Source organism: Thalassospira sp. HJ, assembly GCF_000948415.1.
GTDB lineage: Bacteria > Pseudomonadota > Alphaproteobacteria > Rhodospirillales > Thalassospiraceae > Thalassospira.
Genome location: NZ_JYII01000017.1, coordinates 50808 through 69103 on the forward strand (window position 1 = coordinate 50808; position 18296 = coordinate 69103).

14 protein-coding genes and 1 tRNA gene are annotated in these 18296 nt (G+C 56.8%); 5 read left to right on the forward strand and 10 right to left on the reverse strand.

What is annotated here, in order from left to right:
- Window positions 1–52: 52 nt before the first annotated feature.
- Entirely contained in the window at window positions 53–4603 is a 4551-nt protein-coding gene (gene gltB, locus UF64_RS14110) for a glutamate synthase large subunit (protein WP_044829260.1), read from the reverse strand.
- A gap of 28 nt (window positions 4604–4631) precedes the next feature.
- Window positions 4632–6062: an NAD(P)-dependent oxidoreductase gene (locus UF64_RS14115; RefSeq protein ID WP_044829261.1), complete on the reverse strand. Its 1431-nt coding sequence runs from the start codon at window positions 6060–6062 to the stop codon at window positions 4632–4634.
- Window positions 6063–6327: 265 nt separating this feature from the next.
- On the opposite strand from UF64_RS14115, the gene UF64_RS14120 reads away from it, so the two are divergent.
- A complete protein-coding gene (locus tag UF64_RS14120) occupies window positions 6328–7158 on the forward strand; it encodes an undecaprenyl-diphosphate phosphatase (RefSeq protein WP_044829262.1) in 831 nt (276 codons plus the stop codon).
- Between the two features lie 48 nt (window positions 7159–7206).
- Window positions 7207–7749 carry a GNAT family N-acetyltransferase gene (locus UF64_RS14125; RefSeq protein ID WP_044829263.1) on the forward strand — a complete coding sequence of 181 codons (543 nt, stop codon included), beginning with the start codon at window positions 7207–7209 and terminating at the stop codon, window positions 7747–7749.
- Here the strand turns inward: UF64_RS14125 and UF64_RS14130 are convergent.
- The 4 genes from UF64_RS14130 to UF64_RS14145 all read right to left on the reverse strand — a co-directional run bounded on the left by UF64_RS14130 (window position 7746) and on the right by UF64_RS14145 (window position 11604).
- Window positions 7746–8021, reverse strand: a complete 276-nt coding sequence (locus tag UF64_RS14130; RefSeq protein ID WP_044829264.1) for a DUF3572 domain-containing protein — start codon at window positions 8019–8021, stop codon at window positions 7746–7748. The two genes, UF64_RS14125 and UF64_RS14130, sit on opposite strands and share 4 nt — an antisense overlap.
- A gap of 28 nt (window positions 8022–8049) precedes the next feature.
- Window positions 8050–8442 (reverse strand): hypothetical protein, encoded by a 393-nt coding sequence (locus UF64_RS14135; protein WP_044829265.1) that lies wholly within the window; start codon window positions 8440–8442, stop codon window positions 8050–8052.
- A gap of 68 nt (window positions 8443–8510) precedes the next feature.
- Window positions 8511–11252 (reverse strand): cation-transporting P-type ATPase, encoded by a 2742-nt coding sequence (locus UF64_RS14140; protein ID WP_044829266.1) that lies wholly within the window; start codon window positions 11250–11252, stop codon window positions 8511–8513.
- A gap of 265 nt (window positions 11253–11517) precedes the next feature.
- A tRNA-Leu gene (locus UF64_RS14145) sits at window positions 11518–11604 on the reverse strand.
- Window positions 11605–12103: 499 nt separating this feature from the next.
- On the opposite strand from UF64_RS14145, the gene UF64_RS14150 reads away from it, so the two are divergent.
- The 3 genes from UF64_RS14150 to UF64_RS14160 all read left to right on the forward strand — a co-directional run bounded on the left by UF64_RS14150 (window position 12104) and on the right by UF64_RS14160 (window position 14596).
- Window positions 12104–13483 carry an autotransporter domain-containing protein gene (locus UF64_RS14150; protein ID WP_044829267.1) on the forward strand — a complete coding sequence of 460 codons (1380 nt, stop codon included), beginning with the start codon at window positions 12104–12106 and terminating at the stop codon, window positions 13481–13483.
- 135 nt (window positions 13484–13618) lie between these two features.
- Entirely contained in the window at window positions 13619–14305 is a 687-nt protein-coding gene (gene bluB, locus UF64_RS14155; RefSeq protein WP_044829268.1) for a 5,6-dimethylbenzimidazole synthase, read from the forward strand.
- A 36-nt stretch (window positions 14306–14341) separates the two neighbouring features.
- Entirely contained in the window at window positions 14342–14596 is a 255-nt protein-coding gene (locus tag UF64_RS14160; protein WP_044829269.1) for a hypothetical protein, read from the forward strand.
- A 46-nt stretch (window positions 14597–14642) separates the two neighbouring features.
- Here UF64_RS14160 and UF64_RS14165 read toward each other — a convergent pair whose 3' ends face one another.
- From UF64_RS14165 to UF64_RS14180, 4 genes are all read right to left on the reverse strand, one after another.
- Complete coding sequence (locus UF64_RS14165) at window positions 14643–14987, reverse strand: hypothetical protein (RefSeq protein WP_052657648.1); 345 nt, start codon at window positions 14985–14987, stop codon at window positions 14643–14645.
- Window positions 14988–15057: 70 nt separating this feature from the next.
- Window positions 15058–15819 (reverse strand): molybdopterin-binding protein, encoded by a 762-nt coding sequence (locus tag UF64_RS14170; protein WP_082049786.1) that lies wholly within the window; start codon window positions 15817–15819, stop codon window positions 15058–15060.
- Between the two features lie 62 nt (window positions 15820–15881).
- Entirely contained in the window at window positions 15882–16313 is a 432-nt protein-coding gene (mutT, locus tag UF64_RS14175) for an 8-oxo-dGTP diphosphatase MutT (RefSeq protein WP_044829270.1), read from the reverse strand.
- Window positions 16314–16398: 85 nt separating this feature from the next.
- Window positions 16399–18267, reverse strand: coding sequence for a tetratricopeptide repeat protein (locus UF64_RS14180; RefSeq protein WP_052657649.1), 1869 nt, complete (start codon window positions 18265–18267; stop codon window positions 16399–16401).
- Between the last annotated feature and the right edge of the window lie 29 nt (window positions 18268–18296).

Consider the following 18296-nt stretch of genomic DNA (forward strand, 5'->3'; position numbering starts at 1 on the left):
TTCATTTGTCCAGGTGTGTTGGACAAGGGAGCTTGCGCAAAAGCGTGAGGGATCACGCAGTTGCCTGGTTTTCGCTCTCGGAGCGAATGGGGTGTTCCAGCTTGTCGACGATTTCTTTCGGCACGATCTGCCAGAAGTTGCCGCGTTCGCGATCCCAGTTATCGAGGATGGTGCGCGCGAAACCGCTCTCGGTTTCGGCCACATGCTCTTCGATCAGAGAACGGCAATGTTCGTCCCAATGCTCGGTTTCAATGCGCTGATAGAGGATGGAGCCATCATTGACGACATCGGCAAAGGTGCCCTCCGTGTCATAGATGAACGCCATGCCACCGGTCATGCCGGCACCGAAGTTTTCACCAACGGAGCCAAGAATGACGGCCGTGCCACCGGTCATGTATTCACAACCGTTCGAGCCACAACCTTCGACCACAACGGTCGCACCGGAGTTACGCACACAGAAACGTTCACCGGCCTGACCGGCGGCAAACAGTTTGCCTGCGGTCGCACCATAGAGAATGGTGTTGCCGATAATGGTGTTTTCGTTGGTCTTGAGCGGGCTTGAAGGCCGCGGACGCAGAACAATCGTCCCGCCCGACAGACCCTTGCCGACATAGTCGTTGGCATCGCCCTGGACTTCGATCTTAAGGCCCTGGACGGCAAAGGCACCAAGCGACTGACCAGCCGAGCCACGCAGACGGACATGGAGATGGCCCGGTTTCAGACCGGTCATGCCGTATTTCTGCGTGATCAGCGACGACATCCGGGTGCCAATCGCACGCTGGGTGTTCTGGATGTTGTATTGCAGCTGCATCTTTTCGCCGTCTTCGAGAAGCGGACGGGCATCCTTGATCATCTGGGCATCAAGGGTATCCGGTACTTCGTTGCGGCCTTCGATGGTGCAGAAGCGTGCATGATCACCGGCATCTGCCTGTGCCAGCAACGGGTTCAAGTCAAGGTCAACAAGGTCCTTGGCGCCACGGTGAACCTGCTGGAGCAGGTCGGAGCGGCCAATGACCTCTTCGAGACGGGTGTAGCCAAGTTCGGCCAGAACGTCTTTAACTTCCTCAGCCATGAAGGTGAACAGGTTGACCAGCTTGTCCGCGGTACCAACAAACTTGGCACGCAGGGCCGGATCCTGGGTACAGACACCGACCGGGCAGGTGTTGGAATGGCACTGACGGACCATGATGCAACCAAGGGCAATCAGGGATGCCGTACCGATACCGAATTCCTCGGCACCAAGCATCGCACCCATGACAATGTCACGGCCGGTTTTGAAACCGCCATCAACACGCAGTTTGACCTTGTCACGCAGGTTGTTCAGCGTGAGCACCTGGTTGACTTCCGACAGGCCCATTTCCCACGGAACACCGGCATATTTGATCGAGGTCTGCGGGCTTGCACCCGTACCGCCGTCATAACCGGAAATCAGGATCACGTCGGCTTTTGCCTTGGCAACACCCGCGGCAATCGTACCGACACCCGAACGCGACACCAGCTTCACACAGACGCGGCAACGCGGGTTGATCTGTTTGAGGTCATAGATCAGCTGTGCCAGATCTTCGATCGAATAGATGTCATGATGCGGCGGCGGCGAAATCAGGGTCACACCCGGCGTTGCATGACGCAGCTGGGCGATTTCCACCGTGACCTTGAAGCCCGGCAACTGACCACCTTCACCCGGTTTTGCACCCTGGGCGACCTTGATCTGGATTTCTTCGCAGTTGTTCAGATATTCGGCGGTTACACCGAAACGCCCCGATGCCACCTGCTTGATCGAGGAGCGCGCATTGTCACCGTTCGCACGCGGACGGAAACGTTCACGCGATTCACCACCTTCACCGGAGTTCGATTTCGCACCGATACGGTTCATGGCAATCGCAAGCGCTTCGTGCGCCTCGGTCGACAATGCACCATGGGACATGCCCGGGGTGACAAAGCGTTTGCGGATTTCGGTGATGCTTTCGACCTGATCCTGACGCACGCCTTCGCGGTCGGAACGGAAATCAAGCAGATCACGCAGATGCAGCGGTTCACGCGAGCGCAGACCATCCGAGAATTTCTTGAACGAATGGTAGCTGCCCGAAGTCACAGCAGACTGCAGGGTGTGGATCAGCGGACCAGTCCAGACATGGCGTTCGCCACTGCGGCGGTATTTGTAAAGACCACCGACCGGCAGGGTCACGACATTGCCGTTGAACGCCTCTTTGTGCTGGGCGATGGTGCGGCGCTGGATGCCCTGAAGGCCGATACCCGAAATGCGCGACGGCATGCCCGGGAAGAATTCAGCCACCAGCGACCGCGACAGACCGATACTTTCGAAGTTATAGCCACCACGATACGAGCTGATGATCGAGATGCCCATTTTCGACATGATCTTGAGCAGGCCGGCATCAATTGCCGCCTTGAAGCGCTGCATGACTTCTGCGGTGCTGTTCACATTCGGGAACAGGCCACGCGCATAACGGTCCAGCAGGCCTTCCTGTGCGAGATAGGCGTTGACCGTGGTCGCGCCGACACCGATCAGAACGGCAAAGTAATGCACATCCATGCATTCAGCCGAACGGACGTTGAGCGAGATATAGGTGCGCAGCGACGTCTTGACGAGGTGGCTGTGAACGCCGCCGGTTGCCAGGATCATCGGAACTGCCGCACGGGTTTCAGAGATACCTTCGTCGGTCAGGATGACGTGAAGGGCACCACCGCGAACGGCTTCTTCGGCTTCGCGCTGAATGCGCGTGATTGCGTCGCGCAGTGCCATCTTGCCACCATTGATGTCAAAGGTGGTGTCGATTTCGACTGCACTGTCGCCCATATAGCCGCGCATCGCGTCATATTCGGAGTTGGTCAGAACCGGGCTTTCGAGCTGCAGCAGATCGCACTGGCTTTCATCCTCATCGAGGATGTTGCCAAGGTTGCCGAGACGGGTTTTCAGGCTCATGACGCGCGCTTCACGAAGACTGTCGATCGGCGGGTTGGTGACCTGCGAGAAGTTCTGGCGGAAGAAGTGATGCAGGCCGCGATAACGATCCGAGAGGATCGCAAGCGGGGTGTCATCACCCATCGAGCCAATGGCTTCCTTGCCGTCCTCACCCATCGGATGGAGGATCAGTTCAAGGTCTTCATGGGTCAGGCCCATCGACTTCTGCAAACGCAGCAGACGTTCTTTTTCGAAATGAGCAGGCTCGGTGCGTTCCGGTGAAATCAGGTCATCCAGCACCTTGGTGCGACCAACCCATTTCGACCAGTCACGACGGGCTGCCAGCTGATCTTTCAGTTCCGCGTCATGGAGCAGCTTGCCTTCTTCAAGGTTGACCGCAATCATCTGACCCGGGCCGAGGCGACCTTTTTCAATGCAGGCTTCCTCTTCGATATGAACCATACCGGCTTCGGAACCCGCAATCAGAAGACCATTGCCGGTAACCGCATAGCGCAGCGGACGCAGACCGTTACGGTCCGTACCACCCATCAGCCATTTGCCGCCATAAGCCGCAAGAGCAGCCGGGCCGTCCCACGGTTCCATCACGGCGTTGCAATAGGCATAAAGGTTTTTATAGCTGTCTGGCGTGGATGCCTTTTTCGACCAGGCTTCCGGCACCATCATGGTTTTCACCATCGGCAGGTCACGACCGGCACGCACCATCAGCTCGAACACGGCATCAAGGGCAGCGGAGTCAGACGAGCCCGGCTGGATCACCGGTTTGAGGTCATCGATGCTGTCAGCATAGGCATCATGTGCCATGCGTGCTTCGTGGCTTTTCATCCAGTTGACGTTACCGCGCAGCGTGTTGATTTCGCCGTTATGGGCGAGAACACGGAACGGCTGTGCCAACGGCCAGCTCGGGAAGGTGTTGGTCGAATAGCGCTGGTGATAGACGCAGAAGTTCGAAATGAAGCGGCTGTCACGCAGATCCGGATAGAAGGTATCGACGTCCTCGGCAAGGAACATGCCCTTGTAGATCACCGAACGGCACGACATCGAGCAGATGTAGAAATCCTTGATCGCTTCGGAAAGCACGGCCTTCTCGATGCGGCGACGGATCGCATAAAGGTCGATCTCGAACTTTTCTTCGCTGACATCATCGCGCACGCCGATCAGGACCTGCTCGATTTCCGGGCGGGTCTGATTGGCTTTTTCACCGATGACCGACACATCTACCGGCACCTGACGCCAGCCAAGAATGCCGTAACCCTGCTTGAGGATTTCGGTTTCAACGATCGCACGGCAACGTTCCTGTGCCGACATGTCGATACGCGGCAGGAAGACCTGACCAACAGCGATCAGGCTGTCCGGGGCTTCCTGGTTGATGACTTTAAGATAGGCCTTAAAGAAGTCCTGCGGGATCTGAAGGTGGATACCCGCGCCATCACCGGTTTTGCCGTCGGCATCAACGGCACCACGGTGCCAGATCGCCTTAAGCGCCTCGATCCCGGCTTCGACAACTTCGCGACGCGGTTTGCCGTCAATCGCACCGACAAGACCCACGCCGCAGTTGGCGTGTTCTTCGGCCGGATCATACATCCCGCTGGCTTCAAGATGAGCCGCGTTCTTTTCAAAACGGGCGATGTCTTGTGCGCCCTTGCTGTGAACGATCTTGTTCATAACTCTCTCTCCTAATGCGGCAGCGGGATTAAGCGGCAGCTTCTTTGCGCGCCAGCAAATATTCATCAATCCGGTCCGCCGCATCGCGGCCATCGCGAATTGCCCAGACCACAAGCGAGGCACCACGGGCAATATCACCCGCAGCAAACACGCCATCCAGATTGGTCATCATGGTGCGGAAGTCGATTTTGACTGTGCCCCAACGCGACACACCCAGTTCCGGTGCATCAAACAGGGTCGGCAGATCTTCGGGTTCGAAACCAAGGGCCAGGATGACCATGTCGGCATCCATGGTGTAGCTCGAACCTTCGATGATTTCCGGGCTCTGACGGCCACCGGCATCCGGGGCACCCAGCCGCATCTTAACCGCACGCACACCGGTTACCTTGTCATCACCAACGAAGGCTTCCGGGTTGGTCAGCCAGACGAATTCAACGCCTTCTTCCTCGGCGTTGGCGACTTCGCGCTGCGAGCCCGGCATGTTCGCACGGTCACGACGATAGAGACACTTGACCGATTTCGCACCCTGACGGATCGCGGTACGGACACAGTCCATGGCGGTATCACCACCACCGATGACCACGACATTCTTGTCCTTGGCATTCAGGGTACCGTCTTCGTAAGCGGCAACCTTGTCACCCAGACCATGGCGGTTGGACGTGGTCAGATATTCAAGTGCGGGATAGACATTCGAGAGGCCGGCACCGGGCAGTTTCAATTCGCGGGCCTTGTAAACGCCGGTCGCGATCAGAACGCTGTCATGTTTCTTGCGCAGGTCTTCAAGGGTGGCGTCGCGGCCAACTTCGAATTCGGTGTGCATGACAACACCGCCGTCTTCGAGAAGTTTCACGCGGCGTTCAACCACATCCTTTTCAAGTTTGAAGCCCGGAATACCATAAACCAGAAGGCCGCCCATGCGGTCATAACGGTCATAGATATGGACTTCATATCCCTTGAGGCGCAGCTGTTCGGCTGCGGCCATACCACCGGGACCACCGCCGATGATGCCAACCGACATGCCATTTTCTTTGGCCGGTTTCGGCGGCTTCACCCAGCCATTCGCAAAGGCGGTATCGGTGATGTATTTTTCGACGGAACCGATGGTGACGGCACCATGGGTCGATTGTTCGATGACGCAGTTGCCTTCGCACAGGCGATCCTGCGGGCAAATGCGGCCCGTAACTTCCGGCATGTTGTTGGTTGCAGCCGAAATGGCATAAGCCTCTTCCATGCGACCTTCGGTGGTCAGGCGCAGCCAATCGGGGATATTATTATAAAGCGGGCAATGCGCCTGGCAGAACGGCACACCACACTGCGAACAGCGTGATGCCTGATCGGCAGCATTGGCGTCCTCGAACGGAGCATAAATCTCGTTGAAATCCGTGCGGCGCTCGGACGCTTCTCTTTTGTGCGGATATTTTTGTTCAAGATGAACAAACTTCAGCATCTTTTCTGTCATGACGGCCCTCTGGAAGGGTTTTATGTTGCGGGTTTCGCTCTGTATACGTGTCGAATAGGCAAGAATCCAGCACAAAATACCATTTAGGTCAATAAGGCTGACTTAAATATCCAGATTAATTTTGCGGCTTTTCAGAGAAACGGCGATCAAATCACCGTAAGATTGTTTCAATAGTACCATAATGGTACTATTTATGCGTTTCGCCAAAATGGGCTAAACTGCTATAAGCGATCAGTTTTTGCAGCGAACAGGCACAGAGGCGGGCGTGACCCTACAGCACATTATTCTTCTGGCGGTCGTTCAGGGGATCACCGAATTTCTCCCGATCAGCTCATCTGGCCACCTGATACTGGCCCCGGCCATGACCGGCAGCGCGGATCAGGGTTTGTTGGTAGACGTCGCGGTTCATGTCGGTACTTTGGCCGCTGTTTTGATCTATTTCTGGCGTGATGTGTTCGCCATGCTCGGCGGATTCGTCCGGCTGTTTACCGGGCGAATCAACGCTGGTGCCCGTCTTGCCATTCATATTGTGCTGGCCACCATCCCGGTGATCGCCGTTGGATTTTACTTCAAGGTGTCCGGGATCGAGGAACAGTTGCGTTCCGTTGAGATCATCGCATGGACCACGCTTGGCTTTGGTGTGTTGCTGTGGTTTGCCGACAAGGTCGGCATGACCATCAATCGCCTTGAGCATATGCGTTGGGGCGGTGCACTCTTTATCGGCCTTGCACAGGTCCTGGCGCTTGTCCCGGGCACGAGCCGTTCGGGCATTACCATGACGGCTGCGCGCTTCATGGGTTATGAGCGATCCGACGCCGCACAGTTTTCCATGCTGATGTCGATCCCGGTTATTCTGGGAGCCGGTTTGCTGGCAGGCATCGATCTGCATCAGGCAGGCGACATCAACCTGACCGAAGACGTGCTGCTTGCGGCGGGCCTGTCCTTTATCACTGCGCTGATTGCCATTGCCCTTTTGATGAGCTGGCTGAAACGGTCCAGCTTCACGCCGTTTGCAATCTATCGCATTTTGCTGGGTGGTGGACTTCTGGTCTGGATTTACGTCTATGGCGGCGCACCCCTGCCCTTCATGGGCTAGGTCCAACACTTCAAACGCCGTTCTGATCCACAAACCAAAGTGCCTGAGATGTATCTGCGCCCCCTTGATCCGGTAACTGACGGTCCGGAGCTGCACGCTATTTTTGGCGATGATGATTGTTGCATGTGGCTGCCAGGACCGGCCACCCCGGACATTGAAACCACCATCACGAAGCTTAGGGATTGGTATGGCGGGTTTGCCGACACATCATGGGTTGCCTGCGAGACACCGGATGGACCGGCCCTTGGCGTTATTGCCTTTTATAATACCGGACGCGATGCCGATATCTGGGAAGCGGCCTGCATGATCCATCCGGCAGCGCGCGGGCAAAGCTATGCCGCCCGTGGATTGGCGGCCGCGATGGAAGATCTGTTTACCAAAACCACCGCCCGCCGGATTTTTGCCGATATCGATCCGGACAATCACGCATCACAAAAGACGTTCGAGAAGCTGGGCTTCACCCGCGAAGGCATTTTGCGCGGCGAATGGGAAACCCATATCGGCATCCGGGATTCGGTGATTTACGGATTGCTGCGCACCGACCCCAGACCCGATATCCCCGGCAAACCGGAACTACTGGGTCGAGACTAGTCCTGCCAGATCGGGGCGCCGGACAGGACGATTTGCGCGCGTGCCGGGTCTTCGGGGGCGTAGTCCGAATCCTCGACAAAGCGCATCAGGAACGGTTCATGCGACAGCAGGAATTCAAGGGCGCCACACTGCACTTCGTTTGATCCGATCCCGGCCTTGAGGTCATCGAGCCCCATGCCGGTTTGCGCGATCAGACCCTGCAGCAATTCCTCATCCCCCGCGATATGGGCGATGGCGCGAATGGCAAGCGTTTCAGCTGCGTCCTTGTTCATGGTTTTGACTGCCTGCGTGAATACGTTTCTATTTAAACCACTGCGCCTTGGCCATGGCGCGCCAGATCACCAGACCGGCAATCACAATGACCGCTGCGGCGATGCCGCCCAAGCCATTGCCCGCCATCAGAACCAAGCCCCAGAAGCCAACCGTGCCAAAGCCGATTGCGAGGCTCAGGAAGGCGGATTTGGCCAGGGTGTCCTGATTTTTCTGGGCCATTTCGGCGCGCTTGATCTCATCGACGATCTCATACCAGGCCAGCTGCTGCCAACGGGAATATTTCAGCCCCTTGCGCGGCCCTTTGCGCAGGAATTCATCGAGCTGTTTGACGATATTGGCCGCGCGCTCTTCGGGGGCAACATATTTGCCCACTCGTTCTTTCTTGCGCGGGCCTTCGTCATCTTCATCAGGTAAGGGCATGGGGGCCTAGCACGTGGTTGCGGCGATGTGTCATGGATAGGCGACATCTGCTTTACATCCGGTAAACATCACCGTGACGTGCGGTTCTGCCAGCGGCGCAAGACCGCCTTTTCAATCTCGACCAGGACAAAGACGCTAAAGCCGACACCAACCGCCATCGCCCAGCCAAGCGGCGGGATGGCGACACTTTCAAACAGATACTGCATCGGCGGGGCATAGGTGTAGATCAGCTGGAAAATCACGACCAGTGCCACCGCGATCAATACCGGTCGACTGCCGACAAGCCCCTGTCGATTGACGGCTGATGCGGTGAGGAAGCGGGCATTGAACAGATAGAACAGTTCGAACATGACAAGCGTGTTGACCGCCACCGTGCGCGAGACTTCAAGATCAGCACCCCGGTTCTGGAACCAGACGAACACCCCGAATGTCCCGGCGACAAGAATGAGCGAGACAAAAACCGTCCGCCAGATCAGAAAGCCTGACAGCAGGGGCGCATCGCGCCTGCGCGGTTGACGCTTCATGACATTGTCTTCGGCAGGTTCGAACGCGAGTGCCAAGGCCAGCGTGACCGCTGTGATCATATTGACCCAGAGGATTTGCGGGGCGGTGATCGGCAGCAACTGCCCCAAGGCCAGCGCCATGACAATCGTCAGGGCCTCCCCGCCGCTGCTGGGCAGGATGAACAGGATCGATTTGACGAGGTTGTCATAGACTGTGCGGCCTTCCTCGACCGCAGCGGCGATGGAGGCGAAATTATCATCGACCAGCACCATTTCGGCGGCTTCCTTGGCGGCCTCGTTGCCCTTCTGGCCCATGGCAACGCCGACATCGGCGCGTTTGAGTGCCGGGGCATCATTGACGCCATCGCCGGTCATGGCAACGACATGGCCTTCGGCCTGCAGGGCCTTGACCAGACGGAGTTTATGTTCGGGACTGGTGCGGGCAAAAACATGCGATTGGCTGGCGACATCACGCAAGGCGGCGTCATCAAGCCCGTCAAGCTCATGACCGCTCACCACCCGTTCGCCATCCCCAAGCCCCAGTTGCCGGGCAATCGCGCCGGCGGTAATGGCATGATCGCCGGTGATCATTTTAACCGCGATCCCGGCAGCCCGGCATCTGGCGACAGCAGCGATGGCTTCTTCGCGCGGCGGATCGACAAGGCCATACAGACCGATCAGAACCAGATCCTGTTTGACGTCATCAAAGACCAGCTGGTGATGGCCGTTATGGGTCGGGCGGAAAGCCAGTGCGAGAACCCGCTGACCGTTTTCGGCCATTTCCTGCATGCGGGCTTCCCAATAGGGACGGTCAAGGACTTCCTGAAACTCCGGCCCGCCTTGCGAGCTGCACATACCCAGAATACGTTCCGGCGCGCCTTTGACATAGATGAAGCCGTGGCCTTCGGCATGGTGATGCAGGGTCGCCATGAAACGATGTTCGGATTCAAACGGGATGACATCATGGCGCGGCAACAGACGATTTTCCGCGCCCGGTTCCAGTTCTGCCTTCATGGCAAGGGCGACCAGCGCGCCTTCGGTCGGATCGCCATCGACCGACCACTGACCATCCGTTTCATGCAGACCGGCATCACTGCACAGCAACGCCCCGCGGGCCATTTCGGTCAGGCCCGGATGATCTGCCAGCGTGACCGGCTTGCCGTCCAGCTCAAAGCCGCCCTCGGGGCGATAGCCGGTGCCGGTCACAGCATAAAGATGCTTGCCAGTGGCAAGGGACTGCACCGTCATTTCATTGCGCGTCAGCGTCCCGGTCTTATCCGAGCAGATCACACTGACCGAGCCCAAGGCCTCCACCACCGGCAGGCGGCGAATGATTGCACGCCGCGATGCCATGCGCTGCACCCCGGTGGCAAGCGCAATGGTCATGATGGCAGGCAGGCCTTCGGGGATGGCGGCGACCGCCAATGCGACCGCCCCGACAAACATATCCGCCGCCCCGCGCCCATGCACCCACACCCCAATGGCAAAGGTGACAAAGGCCACCGCCATGATCGCGGCACTGAGCTTTCGCCCGAAGGTCGACATTTGGCGCAAAAGCGGCGTGGTGAGCGTGGTGACTTCGGACAGAAGCGCACTGATGCGCCCGATTTCGGTTTTGGGCCCGGTAGCGACGACCACGCCACAGCCCTGCCCGTGGGTGACCATGGTGCCGGAATAGGCCATGGAAAACCGATCACCAAGGGCGGCGCCCTCTGCCACCGGGGAAACGGCCTTGTCGACGGGGACAGATTCGCCCGTCAGAATTGCTTCCTGAATTTGCAGGCCCTTGACCCGGATCAGGCGCAAATCGGCCGGGACCTTATCGCCCGATTGCAGATGGACGACATCGCCGGGCACGACATTTTCGGCGGGAATTTCGGTCTTGCGCCCGCCGCGCTCAACGATGGCGGCAAGCGACAGCATATTGCGGATCGCCTCAAGTGCGCTTTCCGCCCGGCCTTCCTGAACAAAGCCGATGATGGCATTGATCACCACCACCGCCAGAATGACAGAGGTATCGACCCAATGCGCCAAGGCCCCTGTGACAAGAGCTGCTAAAAGCAGGACATAAATCAGCACATTGTTAAATTGAGACAAAAACCGGATCAGCGGCCCGCGCCGACGTGGCGGGTCCAGACGATTGGGGCCATACTCCGCCAGACGCGATGATGCTTGCTCTGCATCAAGGCCTTGCGGGCTTGTCTGGAAACCCTCCAAAACCTGCTCGGCAGGTAAAGCGTGCCAGGGCCGGTCTGTTTGCACCGGGTTCTTGGAAATCTCGGCAGGTTTGGCGGCGACTTTGTTCATGGCAATACTGGCCTGTTGATGGCGCGATCAGCACATCACAGATCCTATCGCACTGCAGCATCAGAGACAAGCAAGCCCCAAAACAATCATCAGGTTACGAAAAGTGCGGCAGCCGCAATGACGCCAAAGGCAATCAAATGAACCATCATCATTCTCCTGCGTTCATGATCAAACAAGCATCGCAGGATGAAATGCAAAGCAGAGGATTTCAGGGCGGGAATTCGACAATTTGATGCCGGGACCGCAAATGGGTCGACCGGTGCGCTGGTGCGGGCGGCCGGACTTGAACCGGCAAAGCCTTAGGGCTGACGGATTTTAAGTCCGCTGCGTTTACCAATTTCGCCACGCCCGCGACGCGCGTTGGAGCCGGCCAGAGCCGGTGCAAAGCGTTCTAGCGCGGCTTGGTTTTTGACGCAACATTCTATTGGCCCAGATCACAACCTTTGCCACGCGTTTGGCCGTTCGAGCAGCAATGGGGCAGAACTGCCCGCCTTTCTCCACATTCCGTGCATTTTCCTCTGTCACGCTAGGGTCAGGTCACATTGATTTGGTTTAAATGGTTGACCGGATTTGTGCGGATACGCGGAGCAAAGCGGCAGGAAGATATGTATCTTTCAAGGTTTTGCGACAAAGTAGACCGTGCAAATCCGGTCAATCCGAAGGACAGACGTTATGTTTGCGAACTCCTGCGTCAAACCCCTTGGCCGGGATACCGACCCGCTCTGCGGGCTTTTCCTTGGATTTCACAAACATAACGTCTGCCATTCAAATCAAATTAATGAGGCCTGACCCTTATAACTGACCAGAACAGAGATGTTTAACGTCAGATGCACAGGCCTTTTCAAACTGCCGTGATTGCCACGGTCTGTCTGGCGGCCATCGCCTATGTCATTCGCCGCGAGACAAGTCAGCCTCCCATCATAACGCAGGCCCTGGCCAGCGATGATGGCGCGCGCCCGGATGCGCCGGTTTTGCGCAACAAGACTACGACACGCAGCGAAAACCAGCGCCGCCATATGAACCGGCTTTATGACAAGATGGATGAAGACCTTTATGACAGCCGGGTCGCACCGCTGCTGTTTGATGGTTATGTCTCTCCACCGCAACAGGCGACCGAACATCTGCAGTTTGGCACCGGCACACCGACGCCCAGTGAAATTCTGGCCGGCCGGAGCGCGCTTTCATCGCTGGCGCGCAGGCTGGACCTTGATAGTGCGGCGGGCACTTTCCCCGCGCAGTCGCGCAGTGCGCATGCCCCGATCAGCATCTGGCTTGCGGGTAATCATTCCGAACTTGAAAACCGCATTACCGGGTCGGGCTATGACCCGGGCTTAAGTGGTGACACCATCTCGATTGATAGTGGTGTGGATTATCTGGTGGATGACGGGCTGGTGCTGGGCCTTGGTATTGGCTGGGGCAGCACGGTTGGAGAATCCGGCACCCGGCAATTGCATTACCGCGAAAACAACCTGGCCCTGTCGCCCTATTTCGTGTCGCGCGTCACGGACTGGTTTAACCTGCGCGGCAGCATCAGCCTCGGTCAAAGTACCATTTCCCAATCGCCGATTGGCACCGTGCCCGATAATCTGCGTTACGCCGAAACGCTTGATAGCACCAGCATTTCAAACAGCATCGGGTTTGGGTCCAATTACGAATTCGGTGCGGTGCCACTAAGCATTCAGCTTGATGGCGATGTGATCACGGCACGCGAATATGTTGATGCCGCGCGCGCAACAGATGGCGGGCTTGTGGCGGGCAGCACGGCGACCACGCAGCTTTTTGATGCCTCGGTCGAGGCGCGCTATCGCCTTGCCCTTGGCAATCATCAGATCATCCCGTTTGCCGGACAGGAAGAGACGATCTCGCTTCTGAACCAGAATTACGGCCGCAGCGGATCGACCCGATATTATGCCGGATCGGAATATGCCTATGACCCGTTAAACTTCGATCTCAGCATTCAGGGCTTTCGCGATATTGCCACCGGGGCCGAGGACATTACCGGCATTCGATCAGAATTCTCGCTGGTCCATGATGTTGCCCGGTCCTCGATGACGCTTGAGCCTTTTGTCAGTGTCGAGAGCACCAATCTTTATCTCGATACCGGTGGCGGCATTACCCAACAGTGGGGCCGCTTCCCGGCCAGTGTCAGTTTCGAGCTGCGGCGCAAGCTGACCTATGAAGTGGCACACGGGGATTATACCGGGCTTCTCACCATAGATGTGCCGTTCTAGACGCCACCAGCCGAATGCGTGCGCAAAATGTGATCGCATTCGCATCACGGCATCATCTTGCTATTGGCGAGACCCGCGCTGACAGGTAGGGTGCACAACAAATAACGTTACCCCGCAATTCCATCAGGCTGCGCCATGACCAAACCAGATCAGATTGCCGCAAACAGTGCACAGGACAATGATCCGACACCGCCGGTTTTCGACAAGGCATTCCAGAAGCAGTTCATTGATTTGTTGCTGTGGCGGCGTGATGTCCGGCGTTTTCGTACTGACCCGATCCCGCAGGAAGACATCGACGATCTGATCAAGGAAGCCTGTCTGGCGCCGTCGGTTGGCAACTGTCAGCCATGGCGCTTTGTGAAGGTCAATGATCCCGAGCGCCGCAAATCAATCCGCGACAGTTTCGAACGCGCCAATAACGAGGCGCTGAATGACTATCACGGGGAGCGCGCCAAGCTTTATGCGTCGCTTAAGCTTCAGGGCATGGATCAGGCGCCGGTACAGCTGGCTGTCTTTGCCGATGAAGAAACCGAAGCCGGTATGGGGCTGGGGCGCAAGACCATGCCCGAAATGCTTGATTATTCGGCGGTGGCGGCGGTGCAGTTGCTGTGGCTGGCCGCGCGCGTCAAGGGCATCGGGGTTGGCTGGGTTTCGATCCTTGAGCCCGATGTTGTTGGCAAAACGCTTGATGTGCCAGATCACTGGCGGCTGATTGCCTATCTTTGCATTGGCTATCCGGAACAGGATCACGTCGTGCCCGAACTGGTGCGTGAAGGCTGGCAGGATCGCATTGATCCCGACGCGCTCACACTTGAACGCTGATCGGCAAAACAGGTTTCAGAACACAAGGAAGACAGAATGTCTGGCGAACAAGGCCACCCGAACAATCCCGAACAGCCGCAACAGAAAAAGGGCCTGTCGAACGGGGTCTATTTCAAGATCATGGGTTATCTTCTGACCGCAGGTTGGGTCGGGTTCATTCTTGCGGCATCAGGCGGGGATTCAAGCCACCCGCTGTTTGATTATATCTTTATCGTGCCGCTGGCGGGCTGGATCATCGGCATGTTGGTCGCGCGCGTGATTGCCAAGAAGTCGGGTGCGGACCGGCCATAAGGCAGATCATCAAACTCCGAAAAGGCGCCACCGGTTGGCGCCTTTTTTAATGCCGGTCACCTGAATTGCGATTGCGTGTGCGTTCATCGCGGTAGCGGTCATCATCGGAAAAACCACCCATGGTCATGATGCCGATGCCAAGGCTAATGCCGCCAAAGGTCACAAACAGGCCAAAGAACAACAGGAAGATAAAGATCGGTGCATCCCGCGACGACATTGCCAAGGTATAGATCCCGCCGATATCGAAAAACAGCACCAGCGCCCCGAAGACCAGTGCGCCGAACCCGCCATAGGCCGTGTGTTCGATCATAAATTTCACAATCGAGCGTGCTTCGCGCGCGGCCTGACTGTTGCGCGCATCATGATGCGGATCGTGGTTCTGGTCAGTCATGTTCTCTTCCCGTCAAAAGGTCAGAACAATTCTAGACATGGCGAATGGCGATTACCTTGACCAAACGCAATCAAACAGCGCCGGTATCTTCGATCACGTCCTTGCCACCTTCGATGATAGCAAGGCGGATGCGCTCTGACGCCTGATTGACGTCATCAGGCTCTTCGCCACGCACCACCAATGTGGTGCCAAGCTTACCTTCGCGCAGGAACGGATAGGACCCGATATCGGTTGCCGGGAAATCACCCTGGATCTCGGCCAGCACCTTGGCGATCGTGCCTTCGGGGATGTAGCCGCCGACAGAGCGCGATACCATCGGCTTGCCACCGATCAACTGATGTTTGATGCCCTGGAACATGGCCTGCATGATCATCGGCACACCGGCCATGACATAGACATTTTCCATGCGGAAACCCGGTGCCTTGGAAATCGGGTTTTGCACCAGTTCCGCCCCAACCGGAATGCGCGCCATACGCAGGCGCGCTTCATTGAGGTCTTCGGGGTTTTCATAATGGCTTTTGAGCAATTCGTGCGCATCTGCATTCAGCTCGATCTCAACGCCAAATGCCTTCGCAACACATTCAGACGTGATGTCGTCATGGGTCGGACCGATGCCGCCGGTGGTAAAGACGTAATCAAACTTTGCCCGGCATTCATTGACCGTGGCAATGATGGTGTCTTCGATATCGGGGATCACGCGGGTTTCGGCCAGACGCACGCCAAGCGTATTCAGCTCTTCCGCCAGATAAGGCAGGTTCTTGTCATGGGTGCGGCCAGACAGGATTTCATTGCCGATAATAATCAGGCAGGCACGGACCGGATCAGACATCATAACCCCACAACATCATTCAAATTCTTTTGCCCTGAACCATACGCCACAACGATGCGGCTGGCTCACAGGAAATCGCGCAGCATTGCCACAAGCGGCACATCAGCCGGCGGCATCGGATAATCGCCAAGGCGCACCGGGCGCACCCATTTCACCTGCTGGCCTTCCATCGGCGTGATGTCGCCTTTCCAGACGCGGCAGAGATAAAGCGGCATCATCAGATGGAAATCATCATAGGTGAAGGAGGCAAAGGTAAAGGGCGCCAGGCAGCTTTCGGTGATATCAATGCCAAGCTCTTCCTTGAGCTCGCGCACAAGCGCCATTTCGGGTGTTTCGCCCGCCTCGACCTTGCCACCGGGGAATTCCCAGAGGCCTGCCATGGATTTGCCTTCCGGGCGTTGGGCGATCAGCACACGATGATCAATGTCGACCAGTGCCACGGCACTGACGAACACGGTTTTTTCCGGGATTTTACCCTGGCGCAGGTCAACCGACATGCAGCCTTTATCTGGTTGTTCTATTGTCATGGCACTGTTTTATCGCGCCATCAAACCTTCGCCAAGAGCTGAAAGCATCGCGCCATCAAACTTCGATGTCATCAGGTGCCAATCCATTGAGATATCGATCGTAAGCCGCCTCAAACCCGGCTTCGAGATCGCGGGTGTAGCCTTCTGAATCAAACAGCGGGCAGGTTTTGCTTTGATCCTTCACCTTCTGCTTCAAGGCAGCGAGTTTTTCAGGGTTACGCGCCAGATCAAGAGCGATGGCCTCGTACTCCGCTTCGTCCTTTGCGATCAGCTCCGGCAGGTTTGCAGCGCTTAGGATACTTGCCGCCACCCGGGCCGCAAATTGTTCGCCCGGCAGGGTCACAAGTGGCAAACCGGCCCAAAGCGCGTCACTCGCCGTTGTGTGAGCATTGACGTTGAAGGTATCAAGCAAAAGATCGCCATGTTTGTGGCGGGCAAGGTGTTCCGCTGGCGACAGTTTTTCGGCAAAGACCAAACGATCCGGATCGACACCACATTTTTGCGCCTCGTTGCGCAAGTTTTGCGCTGCGTAGTCATTGCCCTTGAACAACCACAGGACGGAACCCTCAACCTGTTTTGAGAGCCGCATCCAGATATCGAATTCACGCGGGGAGATCTTGTAGGTATTGTTGAAACTGCAGAAAACGAACCCGTCATCCGGCAGGCCGAAATCAGCGCGTGTTGTGTTCGTTTCCGGGATGGCACGCTGATCATCATTGGGCTGATAACAATGGGGCAGATAGATCGGTTTTTCCGACAGATACTGTTTGTGCGTTTCGGGAACCGTGACCTTGTCAACGACCATATAGTCGATGAATTCGGCCCCGATGGTCCCCGGATTGCCAAGATAGTTGATCTGAACCGGGGCAATACGGTGAGCAAAGATCCCAATCCGCCCCATCCGTGTATGACCCTTCAGGTCAATGGCGATATCAATCTTCTTTTCCCGCGCAAGCTTTACAATTTCTTCGTCCGAGGATCGGGCGACATCCGTGAAACTGTCAAAATAGCCCTTCGCCTGATCAAGGCTTCGGCTTTCCTTGACCATCCCGTATGAAAAACCATGAATTTCGAATTTGTCGTGATCATGGTTTCGAAGCAGCCCCATCATCAGCGAAAGCGTTGCGTGATCGTGAAAGTCTGCGGAGAAATAGCCGATCCGCAACTTGGCTGGCCGTTTTGATGGAAAAGTCCCTTGCCATGGAACACCTCGGCCGAATTTGGCAGACACGAACTTGCGGCAGCGCGCCAATTGTCGGTCTGGTGCATCCTCAAGCGTCAGCAGCAAAAAGGGTGTAACCTCTTCGCCCTCAACACCCAAGGTTTGGGCGACACCCGACAGGCTTTCAAGACCGGACCAGTCGCACATCATCGCCAAACTGAAGTACCGATTGGCCAAGGCGCTTTTCAAATCTGGTTTCAGTTCATTGGCCTTCGCATAACTCTGGGCCGCGGCGGGCAATTGCCCCTTGCTGAAAAACACATGCGCGAGGTTGCTGTAAGCGTCGGCAAACCGAGGATCAAGCTGAAGCGCCTTGGCAAAATATTGCTGGGCGGTATCAAGCTGCCCAACCGTCATCAGGACGATGCCGGCGCCGTTATAGGCTGGTGCATAGTTCGCATCGCAACTTGCTGCACGCTGGTAGCATTGAAGCGCCTCGTTGAACTTGCCAATCCCCTGATAAAACACGCCGAGATTCTGATGAGATTTCGGGTTCTGTGGCGCAAGTCCGACAACCTTCTCGAAACAGGCAGCTGCCTTTGCAGAATCCTTCTTCAGGAAGTAGGCATTTGCAAGCAGGCCCCAAAGCACGACTGCCTTAGGGTCGGTTTTCAAGCGCTCTTCGCACAGAGAAACAGCCACATCCGGCTGATTATTCCGTATCGCCTTTTCAGCGCGCGACGCTACCTTTTCGACCGCCATACTCAAAACTTCTTCCTCATTCCCGGCGC